Below are 12,729 nucleotides of genomic sequence, written 5' to 3' on the forward strand. Positions count from 1 at the left end.
AAAACTGAATATTTTAAAGAAAAATCAAAGGAACGTTATAAAATAGAAGCAAAAAATAGTGAATTAAAGCATAGACATGGATATGATATAGCATCATCTTCAGGTCTAATTGCCATGAAAATGCAAGGTGCGTTAGCAATATTCACGGTAAATGTTAAAAGAATATTGAAGTTATTAGGATAGAAATCCTAATAAAGCACAAAAAACTAAACAAAAAGGGAGTTAATGTAACTAAAATTTATTAGTTTAATTAACTCCTTTTTGATTTTGGAATAGCGCACTAGAAAAACTTAAAGTTTTTCAGTGCCCTCCTAAGAGATGAAACTATATTTTAACTCAGCTTATGAAAGAAAAGAAGATAATAGTATTAGTAAGTATTTTATCTATTTTTTCTTATTGCCTAAGCATATTATTCCCCAAGATTACACAGTGGTTTGTAGATAATTACCTGACTCAATTAATACCAGAGGGCTCTGATTTTGAATTAGTATTACTGGGCATAGGTATTTCTATACTTCTTACCATTGTAATTTACTTTTTAAGGTTTTTTACTATTGTAATTATGAAAATAAATACTGAAAAAGTATTGCTTAAGAAGGTTTTTAGCCATCTTGTAAATCTTCCATATAGTTTTTTTGAAACAAGAACATATGGTGATTTAATAACAAGACTGGGAAGTGTAAATTACGTAAAAGATTTTATTTTAGATAATGTAATAAGCTCTATATTTGACTTTGGAGTTGGAGTAATATTAATTATTTATATTGGAACTATTTCATATAAGATTTTACTGGCAGCATTAGTATTAATTTTAATTAATAGTATTACATTAGTATTTACAAGAAGGCCTATAGAATTTGCTAATAAGGAAGAAATTATTAATGCATCTCAGGTAAATAGCATTCAGGTAGAAACAATTTATTCTATATTTACAACTAAAATCTTAAGACTAGAAGATATTGTACTTAAGAATTGGAGTAGAGAATTTAAATCTTATCTTGAAAAAAGAAGAGAAAGAGAATATTATCAAATTTTTATTACAGGAGTACAATCTATTTTAAATACAATTGCACCATTAATAATGGTTTTAGCAGGATATTTTGCTTATAAAAATGGAATGGTATCATTAGGAGATATTATAATATCTCAGAGTTTTATACTTAATTTATTGTCAATAAGTTCAAAGGTAATAAATACTTTTAATATATATCTAATTGCATCAAATTACTTAGATAGAGTAGTGGATATAACAAACAAAGAAGTAGAAAAAATTTCAGGAGATATATTAGATGATATAAATACAATTGAATTTAAAGATGTTGATTTTTCATATAATAAAGATGGTCAAAAGGTTCTGAAAAATATCTCATTAAATATATCTAAGGGGGAAAAGATAGCTTTTGTAGGAAGTACAGGTAGTGGAAAGAGTACTTTGGCAAAACTACTTATGGGATTATATAAACCAGTAAAAGGACAAGTTTTAATAAATGGTAAAGATATGGCTAGTTTAGATAAAGATAATTTATTAAAGCTAGCAACAATTGTTCCTCAGGATATATATATTTATGCTAAAAATATTGAAGAAAATATAAAACTAGAAAGAGAAAATGTAACCATGCAAGATATAGAAGAGGCTGCTAAAACAGCATGTATTCATGATGATATTATGCAGTTTCCTCTTAAATATAATACTATGCTTTCTGATATGGGAATGAATTTATCAGGGGGACAAAGACAGAGAGTTGTAATAGCAAGATCATTAATAAATAAACCTAAAATGATAGTTTTTGATGAGGGAACAAGTTTCTTAGATAATGTTACAGAAAAAAATATAATGAGAAATTTAAAGGAGAAAGACTCTACTATAATAATGATAGCTCATAGATTAGATACTATAATAGACAGTGATAAAATATATTTCTTAAAAAATGGAGAAATAGTTGAAAGTGGAACTCATGAAGAATTAATGAAAAATCAAGGAGAATACTATAAGCTATATACAGCTAGAGGAGAAAATATAATATCCTTAACTAAATAGTTAAGATTTAATAAATCAAAGAAGCCTTACTCTTATAGTAAAAATATTAGAGTAAGGCTTCTTTAATTGTATTATTATGGATTTTTGATTAACAAATATCTTGTTTTGATATAATAAATAATCCACTAAATAGACATACAGCACTCCATATTAAAGCTCCTATAATCATGTTAGCATTAAAGTAAAATCCCTGCATTCCTGACCCAAGAGAGTAAAAGGATATAAGATCTAAAATATTTTGACTTATATTTAGCTTTGCGGCCAAAACATCAATAAAGTCGTGTGCTAAATAGAATAATAATATTAGGAAGCATAGAGTAAATGTATTTTTTTTAGAAATTGAATACATAAGTACTACAGTTGAATAAATTGTAAAGGCAAAAAGTAGATATACACATAATCTTTGCAATGAAAAAGTTACAATATTTATATCTGGAGATAAAATTTTAAAAACAAATATATTAAAAATAATATTTATTACTGATAAGAAAATACAAGTTATTAAAATACATATTAATTTATTAATAAATATTTTATTTAATCCTAAATCATTATTGCAAAGGAGCTTTATTGTTCCTTGATTATATTCTGAATAAATATTATCAACAATTAAGTATATTATCATTACCTGCATAAAATAGGCTGCATAAAAAGCTTGAGTATGTTTGAATTGAAAGAATTCTGGGTTATTAAAAGCTGTATAAGTCATTAATCCACCAGTAATAAGACTTATTAAAAGTCCTATATAAATACATTTGCAACTAAATATTTTTTTTAATTCTAATTTAATTATATTCATTTTAAATACCTTCAATCTTTCTAAATATAGTTTCTAAGCTTTCTTTCTCTTTATATAGTTCATCAATAGAGAAATTTTTTCGAATGTAGCTTATTATATCTTTAGAATCAGTATCTATTCTAATTTTAAATTCAGAAAAATCTTTCTGTTCTAGTATTTCTATATTATTATTTTTTAGGTAATTGTATAAAGATTCGTCTTTATTGAGTAACTTTATTACATAAATTAAAGTGTTAGAATTTAAATCTTTAAGTGTTTGTTCATTTGTTATATGGCCATTAGAAACAAATAATACTCTATTACAAAGTGTATCTAATTGTGAAAGTATGTGACTTGATATTAGAATGCTTCCATTAGTTATTTTTACCCAGTTTTTAAGTATATCCATAATAAGTATACTCATTTTTGGATCAACGCCATTAAAAGGTTCATCTAAAATTAGAAGATCAGGAGATCCTAGAAGAGAAAGTGCAATTCCTAATCTTTGTTTCATACCTAAAGAATAGTTTAAAAATTTCTTTTTTCCAAATTCAGATAGTTTAAATAAATCATAAATTTTATCAATATCCTCATCTGTTATATTAGGATTATACATACTAAGTAATCTTAAATTAGTTTTAGTATCATAGTTATTATAGAAACTAGGATTATCTATTAGATATCCTAATTTTAAATCTTTAGATATAATACGTTCTCCTGAATATTTTTTTATAAGACCAGCAATTATTTTCATTATTGTTGATTTTCCAACACCATTTTCACCAACAAGACCAATAATTTCATTTGCATTTATTTCAATATTAACATCAGAAAGAACTACTTTTTTTGAGTATTCTTTATTAATATTTTTCAGTTTAAGCATATTTTTTCCTCCTTAAAATTTCAATCATCTAATTCTTTATCTATTGTATTATGTCTATGAATAGAGAGTTTTTTCATGAAGTTTAAAACTAAAAAAAATAATATAAATGAAACTATGAAAGTTATAATAAAACAAATGAAAGTTATAGTTAAACTTTTATTGTATTTAATAAAATTTATTAATGTTATGATAAAGCTTAGTAAAAAGGAGACAGATAGAGCGTATGAAAATGGTTTTACTGAATTTGGATTATCAGTTCCACAATATATTTTTTTAGAAGTAATATATATATTTATAACTACAAATAAAATTACCTCTAATCTGTAAGAACTATAAGCAGTATTGAAAATTAAAGCTTTTATTATTATAAAAAATAAAAGAAAGATATTTAAAATTACATAACCTTCGGATAGAATCTTATTATTTATTTCGTTTGTTCGTTCATCATCTAAGACTTTTTTATTTTTCATAGTTTTATTCCTCCCAAAATAGATCATTTAGAGTTTTATTAAGTGCTTTACATATGGAAATACATAATTTAAGCGAAGGATTATATTTTCCAGCTTCAATCATTCCAATTGTCTGTCGTGTTACATTTATTTTTTCTGCTAGTTCTTGCTGAGACATATCAAATTCTGTACGGGCAAGTTTCATTTTAATATTTTTCACATACAAACACTTCCTTTTTTTATATATTATAATATTATTTCCTTTTAAATGCAAAATATATTTTACTTTCAATCATATATATATTACAAAAAAAGAAAAAAATTCATAAAAAAGTATTTTAACAGAGTGCATAAAGAAACATTGTTTAAAAAATAAATATAATACAGTATGGGTAAATTTAACCTGAATTACATTATATTGAGAGGTTGTTTAATATGAATAATTATGAAAATGGAGATTTAATAGATGCCTTAAGATTTTTATTGAATTTTAAAGGGTTAAATATAGATGATGCTGGAGTGAAATTTTATACTCTATTTAATAGATTAGATAAAGATAATTGTGCATGTCCTAGATTAAAATGTAATAGTATTGTGTCTTTAAATGCAGACATAACTGTACCTAATGCTTATACTCCTGAGTTTGATACTACAAATAGAAGTGCCATTATACCAGTTAATGCAATACAAGCAGTAGAGTTTTTAATTCACAAGGATTGTGTAAGAGCTTTTTGCAATGAAATAAGAAGAAGATATAATGGATGTCCTAGAGATTTAGCACCTGGACAAAGAACAGATTTATTAAATGCACTTATAAATTTTAGGTGCAATGCCTTTGATAGATTATATGAAATTGGTGTAAATGCTATTGATTTATCTAATAGACCTATTTGTGGAAGAATAATAGGGTATAGTGATGAATTATTATGGGTAAAATCAGTATGTAATGATGATGAAGGTAATAGAAGAAGTGAAAGATTCTATCTTATACCATTAGATTCAATTTCTTTTGTTCTTCAGAAGTAAGATTAATAAGGAATGTAGATTTCTTTCAAGTATCTGCATTCCTAATATTTTATATAGCTAATAAGAATATTTTACATCAAACATACTGCTAAATGCTTTACTTATTGACAGTGATATTTTAAAATGATACTATTTGTTCATATAATGAACAAATAGTGAAAAAAGGTGATGTTATGGTTCTAACGGATAGATGGACTGAAATTTTAAATTATTTAAGGAATAAGAAATTTGCTACAGTTGAAGAAATGATGGAAACATTTAATATATCAAGGTCTACCTTAAGAAGAGATTTAATAGCTATGGAAGATAAAGGGCTTATAATAAGGACTAGAGGCGGCGCAGAGATAATAGAAAGTGAAGAGGATGTAGTCTTTAACTTAGAGGAAGTTCTAGAAGCTAATAAAGCTGAAAAGATAAAAATTGCAAATAAAGCTGCAAAAAGAATAAAAGATAATGATGTGATTTTTATTGATTCAGGAAGTACTTGTTATTATATTGTTGACTTTATAAAAGCTAAGAATATAACTGTAGTTACAAATGGTATTGCACATATACAAAAATTGATTTCTAAAGGAATAAATACATATATTCTAGGGGGATATGCAAAACCAGAGCTTAATCTTATTATAGGTGAAGATACAGAAAAGAAAGTAAGTATGATGAACTTTGATATTGCTTTTCTTGGAACTATGGGAATAGATAAGCAGGCTGGATTTACTACATCTCTTCTTATTGATGGAGAAGTAAAAAGAGCTGTTATAAAGTCTTCAAAGGAATGTTTTATCTTAGCTGATAAGAGTAAGTTTAATGTTAGAAGAATTTATACTTATGGAAGCTTTGAAGATGCAGAGATAATTACTAGTTCTAAGGTTGATTTTGACTGCGATAATTTAAGAATAACATATTAATTATAAGATCTGCTAAAGGCAGGTCTTTTTTAATGCATAGAAAAGTATAAAATTTTCCAAATAAGTAAAACTTGTTGTGGCTTTTCTTATGTAAGCCATCAAAGTACGTTAAAAAATGTAGTGCAGAAAAAGAATTAAAAAGCATTTATAATGCATAAAAACAATAAAAGTTCAAAATATGAACGAAATATATTGACAAAAGTTCATAAGTTGAATATTATAAGTGTATAAGTTTACATTGATTTTAGGAGGAGAGTTTATGAATAATATTAAATTTCCAAAAGACTTCTTATGGGGAGGAGCAACAGCAGCAAATCAATTTGAAGGCGGCTTTAGAGAAGGCGGAAAGGGATTGAGTACAGCTGATGTTATGACAGGAGGAACTCATACTCAGGCTAGAAGAATTACACCAGAAATAGAAGAAGGAACATATTATCCAAGCCATGAGGCTATTGATTTTTATCATAGATATAAAGAAGATATAAAGTTATTTGCAGAAATGGGATTCAAAACATTTAGAATGTCTATTAACTGGACAAGAATCTTTCCAAATGGTTATGATTTAGAACCAAATGAAGAAGGTTTAAAATTCTATGATGATGTTTTTGCAGAATTAAAGAAATATAATATAGAACCATTAGTTACAATTTCACATTATGAAACTCCACTTGGACTTACTAAAAAGTTTAATGGATGGTTAGATAGAAAAGCAATTGACTGCTATTTAAGATATTGTGAAACTATATTTAATAGATATAAAGATGTAGTTAAGTATTGGCTTACATTTAATGAAATAAATATATTAACAATGGCTCCATCAGCAGCATTTATGGGAGCTGGAGTTTTATTTGATGGAATAAAAGATTTGTCTTTTGTTGATAATGGAAATGATCATAAGGCAGAAATATTCCAAGCTTTACATCATCAATTTATAGCAAGTGCTAAGGCAGTAAAATTAGGTCATGAAATTAATCCGGAATTTAAAATAGGATGTATGATAGCTTATGGAGCAACATATCCATATACATGTAATCCAGATGATGTATTATTAGCACAAGAGCATGAAGAAATTCATAATTACTTATGTTCAGATGTACAAGTTAGAGGATATTATTCACCATATGCTAAGAGCTATTTTAGAAAAAATAATATAGAAATTAAGATGGAAGAAGGAGACGAAGAAATCTTAAGAGAAGGATGTGTTGACTTCTATACATTTAGCTACTATATGTCAAGCTGTGTAAGTATAGACCCTACATTAGAAAGTACTGGAGGAAATCTTTCTATGGGGTTAAAGAACCCATACTTAAAGGCAAGTGACTGGGGATGGCAAATAGACCCTAAAGGCCTTAGAATATCATTAAATAAGATTTATAATAGATATCAAATACCACTAATGGTTGTTGAAAATGGATTTGGTGCTGTTGATACAGTAGAAGAAGATGGTTCAATAAATGATGATTATAGAATTGATTATTTAAAAGCACATATTGAACAAATGAAAGAAGCAATAGGAGATGGAGTTGAACTATGGGGATACACTCCATGGGGATGTATTGATTTAGTAAGTGCTGGTACAGGTGAAATGAAGAAACGTTATGGTTTTATTTATGTAGATAAGAATAATGATGGAACTGGTACTTTAGATAGATCAAGAAAGAAGAGTTTCTATTGGTATAAAAAAGTTATAGAAAGTAATGGGGAAGAATTATAATAAATTCTAAATTGTTCAGGTATAATGCTATAATGTGTTATACCTGATTTTTTAAAATTTATTGATTATGGTAGGAGTTATCTAAGACTTTCATAGGACGCATCATATCATGATCTTCATGTTCAAGGAAGTGACAGTGCCATACATATTCACCTGGGGGTAGCCAGTAAAGTGAATTATAAATTTTGTAACTTTTCCAGGTTCAGCATCAATTGTATCTTTAAATCCTTTTTCATAATCTTTTGGTGGTTCAGGATCACCAGTAAACAATAATTCACCAGTATTAAGATAAGTTTCTACATCAAAAGGAGTTCTGCTAATTAATTTAAATTGAATTAAATGAAGATGGATTGGATGACTTAAATTAAGATCAGAGAAAGTGTTAATTATATTCCATACTTCAATAGTATCAAGTACAGGCATTTCAGAAACTGGATCACTCCACATTTTACCGTCAATCATAAGCATTGGTCTTCCATAATGGTCATTGTCAGGAATTAAAGGTATAAATCTAGTTTTATGAGCTTCTGATTCTTTTAAATCTGGAACATGACGAAGTGAGTTTGGAATAGAACTTTCATCTTTACCTTTTAATTTAGCTGTAACCCTAAACTCCATAATTACACCAGTGTTTTCATCAGCATCACTATTAGTATTTATTAAAGTAAAAGTCTCACCTTTAAGGTTGCTAAAGTCAACAATAACATCAAGTCTTTCAGCAGGAGTTAGAGAGAAGGAATTAAGATTTACTGGAGCTTCAATAAATCCTCCATCAGTACCAATTTGAATAAAAGGTGTATTGTTTGAAAAGTTTAAAGTATAGACTCTTCTATTAGATCCATTTAGAATTCTAAAACGGTATTTTCTAGGCTCTACTTCAAGATAAGGCCATACCTTTCCGTTTACTATAATTGTATTTCCAAGAAAACCAGGAACTATTGAAGGATGAACTGATACTGGAAATGGTGGTGTATCTGGATAAAATAATGAACCATCCTCATTAAAGGATTTGTCTTGAATTAGTATAGGAATTTCATAATCTCCCTTAGGAAGATTTAATCTTTCTTCAAGGGAATCTCTAAGAATATAAAAACCAGCAAGACCAGCATAAACATTTAATCTTGTTTCGCCCATTCCATGGTCATGATACCACATAGTAGTTCCAGGCTGATGATTTGTATATTCATATTCTGTTCTTGTGAACTTTGGACCTGTGATTTCATAATCCCTAGTATACCAAGCAGCAGGATGACCATCACTTTCCCACTGGACTTTTGCTCCATGAAGATGAACTACTGTTTTTACTTCAGGATCATCTTGTGTTCCATGAAGAGTAGAGTCAAAAGGCAAAAAATGTTTGTCTGGTAAGTTATTACGCCATTCTACAAATGTAGATACATCTTTAAATGCTTCAATAGTAGGGCCTGGATATAATCCGTTATATCCCCAAAAATAAGTTGCTGGGAAATCAGAATGAAACTTATGGTAAGCTTCTTGCATAGTAATTACATAATGATTCTTATCACAAGTATATGGCCATTGCCCATTTAAGTCTTTTGCCACAGGAGGAATAGGAAGTTTATCTATAAATTTAGTAATAGTATTAGGATCAGAGGGATTAGTAGAGCAAGTCATTATTATTACCTCCTAGATTCAATATACTATATGATATGTGGGAGTGTAGAAGGAGGTTAATAAATTATGAAGGAATTAATATGAGGTGTAGTGTTGTACTTTTTCATATATAGATAGCAATAATTTTCAAAAAAATGTTGACAAATAAAATAAAATATGTATATAATTAACACGTATTCTTATCAAGAGAGGTGGAGGGACTGGCCCTATGAAGCCCGGCAACCATAAGACTTTAAGTTAAATTTAAAGTTTATAAGGTGCTAAATCCTGTAGCTATAAAGCTAAGAGATAAGAGAGTAATTAAGTGTTGTATTTTCATGCACTAGAGATTATTCTCTAGTGCATTTTTTTGTTTTGGAAACTTAGGGCTCATGGACCTTTGCTGAGTAAGTTCCAGTAACCAAATATAAAATTTGGACTGACACTTAATTTGGATTGTCACTTATACAAGGTGCTTTTGTAAAAGAAAGGTAAAAGGGAATCAGGTGGAAATCCTGAGCAGCACCCACTACTGTTATTTGGACGAAAGTTTTGTTATGCCACTGTTTTTATAAATGGGAAGGTAAAAATGAGTAGGATGAAGATAAGTCAGGAAACCTGCCTTGTATTTAAATAAATCAAATCTTTGGGAGTGAAGATTAAGGAGGAATATACTATGACAAAAACAACAATTGTGGGATATCCAAGAATAGGAGTTCACAGAGAATTAAAATTTGCAGTGGAGAAGTTCTTTAGAAAAGAAATTAATGAAGAAGAACTTAAGAGTACTGCAAAAAAATTAAGAGAAGGTTATTTTAAAACTCAAAAGGAAAAGGGAGTAGACCTTATTCCAAGTAATGATTTTTCTTTTTATGATAATGTTTTAGATACAGCTTTTCTTTTAAACATAATACCTAAAAGATATAAAGAATTAAATCTTTCAAAGCTTAGCACTTATTTTGCAATGGCAAGAGGATATCAGGAAGACAATAAAGATGTAAAGGCCCTTCCTATGAAAAAATGGTTTAATACAAATTATCATTACATAGTTCCAGAACTGGAAGAAGATGCAGTTCTAAAAATAAATGATGATAAGCCTTTTGAATTATATAAAGAAGCTAAGAGTTTAGGTATTGATACTAAGTCTGTAATAACAGGTCCATTTACTATGTTAAAGCTTGTTAATAATAAGGGAAATAAGGATTGGACCTCTGAATTTATAAAAATATATAAAGAAGTTTTTAAAAGGTTTGAAGAAAGTGGCATTAAATATTTACAGGTTGACGAACCTATTTTAGTCACTGACTTAACTAAGGAAGATATTGTTTTATTTAATAAGATATATACTGAGCTTCTAGGTGTTAAACGTAGCTATAAAGTAATTTTACAAACTTATTTTGGTGATTTAAGAGATATATATGAAGATGTTATAAAACTTGATTTTGATATTTTTGGTTTAGATTTACTTGAAGGTCATAGAAATATAGAGCTAATTAAAAAGTATGGATTTCCTAAGGAAAAAGGTCTTTTTGCTGGGTTAGTTAATGGTAAAAACATTTGGAAAAATAATTATAAGAAGACTATCCATATATTTAATGAATTAAAAGAATATGTTCATGAAGAAAACTTAGTTTTAAGTACAAGCTGCTCACTTCTTCATGTTCCTTATACAGTTAAGAATGAAACTGAATTAAAGGATGAGTTTAAGGAAACTTTAGCCTTTGCAGAAGAGAAACTTGATGAATTAAAAGAGCTTAAGAAGCTTGTAAATGATAAGAACTATGAAAATAATGAAGCTTATATAGTAAATCAAAAAGTTTTAAATGATAAGTTAGTTAATCCTTTATGTTTTAATAAAGAAGTAAGAGATAAAGTAAATAATTTGAAACCTGAAGATTTCCGTAGAAAAGAAGACTTTGCTATTAGAAGAAAAATTCAAAAAGAAGAATTAAAGCTTCCTATTTTACCAACAACAACTATAGGGTCATTCCCTCAGACATCTGAAATTAAAAAGTTAAGAAAGGCCTTTAGAACAGGAGAAATAACTAAGGAACAATATGAAGATAAAATAAAAGAAAAAATTAGAGAAGTTATTAAATTCCAAGAAGAAATAGGATTAGATGTCCTTGTACATGGTGAATATGAAAGAAATGATATGGTTGAGTATTTTGGAAAGATTTTAGATGGATTTATTTTTACTTCTAATGGATGGGTTCAATCTTATGGAACAAGAGGAGTTAAACCACCTATAATTTTTGGCGATGTTAAGAGAAGTAAAGAATTAAGTGTAAGCTGGACAACTTATACTCAAAGTTTAACTAATAAATATGTTAAGGGAATGCTTACAGGTCCAATAACAATATTAAACTGGTCTTTCCCAAGAGAAGACTTAGACTTAGAACATATAACTTACCAAATAGGACTTGCTATAGGAGAAGAAGTATTAGAGCTTGAAAAGGCAGGAATAAAAATAATACAAATTGATGAAGCAGCTTTAAGAGAAAAGCTTCCTTTAAGAAAGGTGGATTGGTTTAAAGAGTATTTAGACTGGGCTATACCAGCATTTAGATTAACAAATTCTAAAGTAAAAGCTGATACATCTATTCATACACATATGTGCTATAGTGAATTTGGAGATATTATAAAGGCTATTGATGATATGGATGCAGATGTTATTTCAATTGAAGCTGCAAGATCAGATTTTTCTCTATTAGATTTCTTAAGAGAAAATAATTTTAAACTTGAAATAGGACCAGGAGTTTATGATATTCATTCACCTAGAATTCCAAGTGTTGAAGAATTAGAAAATTTAATTAAGATAATTTTAACAAAACTTGATAAAGATAAGGTGTGGATTAATCCTGATTGTGGACTAAAAACAAGAGGTGAAAAGGAAACAAAAGAAAGTCTTAAGAATTTAGTTAAAGCAGCAGAGGAAATAAGAAAAACAATATAAGGATTAATGAAAAAGCTAGTATCAAAAAATTTTGATACTAGCTTTTTGTTCGCCCAGCATGTTTGCTGAGCCGGCAGGCTGAAAGAAGCCTGCGTCGCCGTCCCGATAGGAAGACAACTCGAATGCAAGTGCGTTATTGGCAACGATAAGGTATGAAGGAAGCGCTAGAGGACATATGGAACATAACGCAAGTAAACCAAGTATTGGCTTATAAAGTGGATAACCTTGCAAAAAGTAGGAAAGTCCAAAGTTCGGTAGTTACTTTATAAGTTTTTATGGATGTGTTCATATGGGGCAGGCAAGCTTAACTGGGGAAGCCTTATATTATCTCATACTTGAGTAATACTAAACAAGTTGAAAGAC

At 28.2% G+C, this 12,729-nt stretch carries 11 protein-coding genes, 1 pseudogene and 2 riboswitches; of the genes and pseudogenes, 6 read left to right on the forward strand and 6 right to left on the reverse strand.

Annotated features, from left to right (window positions below):
• On the forward strand, nt 1-183 hold a 183-nt coding region (locus BM384_RS11110), incomplete at its 5' end, for a transposase (RefSeq protein WP_175537351.1).
• Between the two features lie 160 nt (nt 184-343).
• The gene (locus tag BM384_RS11115; protein ID WP_090013647.1) at nt 344-2,038 is read left to right on the forward strand and encodes a peptidase domain-containing ABC transporter; all 1,695 of its coding nucleotides are present in this window, start codon (nt 344-346) and stop codon (nt 2,036-2,038) included.
• Between the two features lie 88 nt (nt 2,039-2,126).
• Here the strand turns inward: BM384_RS11115 and BM384_RS11120 are convergent, their stop codons facing one another.
• From BM384_RS11120 to BM384_RS11135, 4 genes are read right to left on the reverse strand one after another with little or no spacing between them, the layout of a single operon-like run.
• The gene (locus tag BM384_RS11120) at nt 2,127-2,837 is read right to left on the reverse strand and encodes an ABC transporter permease (RefSeq protein ID WP_090013649.1); all 711 of its coding nucleotides are present in this window, start codon (nt 2,835-2,837) and stop codon (nt 2,127-2,129) included.
• Between the two features lies 1 nt (nt 2,838).
• Complete coding sequence (locus BM384_RS11125) at nt 2,839-3,699, reverse strand: ABC transporter ATP-binding protein (RefSeq protein ID WP_090013650.1); 861 nt, start codon at nt 3,697-3,699, stop codon at nt 2,839-2,841.
• 20 nt (nt 3,700-3,719) lie between these two features.
• Nucleotides 3,720-4,169 carry a DUF6773 family protein gene (locus tag BM384_RS17370; RefSeq protein ID WP_139232096.1) on the reverse strand — a complete coding sequence of 150 codons (450 nt, stop codon included), beginning with the start codon at nt 4,167-4,169 and terminating at the stop codon, nt 3,720-3,722.
• Between the two features lie 4 nt (nt 4,170-4,173).
• Nucleotides 4,174-4,368, reverse strand: coding sequence for a helix-turn-helix transcriptional regulator (locus tag BM384_RS11135; RefSeq protein WP_090013653.1), 195 nt, complete (start codon nt 4,366-4,368; stop codon nt 4,174-4,176).
• A 215-nt stretch (nt 4,369-4,583) separates the two neighbouring features.
• Between BM384_RS11135 and BM384_RS11140 the strand changes: the two genes are divergently transcribed.
• The 3 genes from BM384_RS11140 to BM384_RS11150 all read left to right on the forward strand — a co-directional run bounded on the left by BM384_RS11140 (nt 4,584) and on the right by BM384_RS11150 (nt 7,796).
• Nucleotides 4,584-5,174: a hypothetical protein gene (locus BM384_RS11140; protein WP_090013655.1), complete on the forward strand. Its 591-nt coding sequence runs from the start codon at nt 4,584-4,586 to the stop codon at nt 5,172-5,174.
• Nucleotides 5,175-5,347: 173 nt separating this feature from the next.
• Complete coding sequence (locus tag BM384_RS11145; protein ID WP_090013656.1) at nt 5,348-6,082, forward strand: DeoR/GlpR family DNA-binding transcription regulator; 735 nt, start codon at nt 5,348-5,350, stop codon at nt 6,080-6,082.
• 259 nt (nt 6,083-6,341) lie between these two features.
• A complete protein-coding gene (locus BM384_RS11150; RefSeq protein WP_090013658.1) occupies nt 6,342-7,796 on the forward strand; it encodes a glycoside hydrolase family 1 protein in 1,455 nt (484 codons plus the stop codon).
• A gap of 58 nt (nt 7,797-7,854) precedes the next feature.
• Here BM384_RS11150 and BM384_RS18530 read toward each other — a convergent pair whose 3' ends face one another.
• Nucleotides 7,855-7,980: a multicopper oxidase domain-containing protein gene (locus BM384_RS18530; RefSeq protein WP_278280923.1), complete on the reverse strand. Its 126-nt coding sequence runs from the start codon at nt 7,978-7,980 to the stop codon at nt 7,855-7,857.
• A 56-nt stretch (nt 7,981-8,036) separates the two neighbouring features.
• A pseudogene (locus BM384_RS11155) lies at nt 8,037-9,431 on the reverse strand (multicopper oxidase domain-containing protein); the annotation flags it as partial.
• Nucleotides 9,432-9,607: 176 nt separating this feature from the next.
• A riboswitch (SAM riboswitch) is annotated at nt 9,608-9,726 on the forward strand.
• Nucleotides 9,727-9,863: 137 nt separating this feature from the next.
• Nucleotides 9,864-10,051, forward strand: a riboswitch (cobalamin riboswitch).
• Between the two features lie 35 nt (nt 10,052-10,086).
• On the opposite strand from BM384_RS11155, the gene metE reads away from it, so the two are divergent.
• The gene (gene metE, locus BM384_RS11160; RefSeq protein WP_090013660.1) at nt 10,087-12,366 is read left to right on the forward strand and encodes a 5-methyltetrahydropteroyltriglutamate--homocysteine S-methyltransferase; all 2,280 of its coding nucleotides are present in this window, start codon (nt 10,087-10,089) and stop codon (nt 12,364-12,366) included.
• Nucleotides 12,367-12,729: the final 363 nt, after the last annotated feature.

This window comes from Clostridium sp. DSM 8431, from assembly GCF_900116755.1.
GTDB lineage: Bacteria > Bacillota > Clostridia > Clostridiales > Clostridiaceae > Clostridium.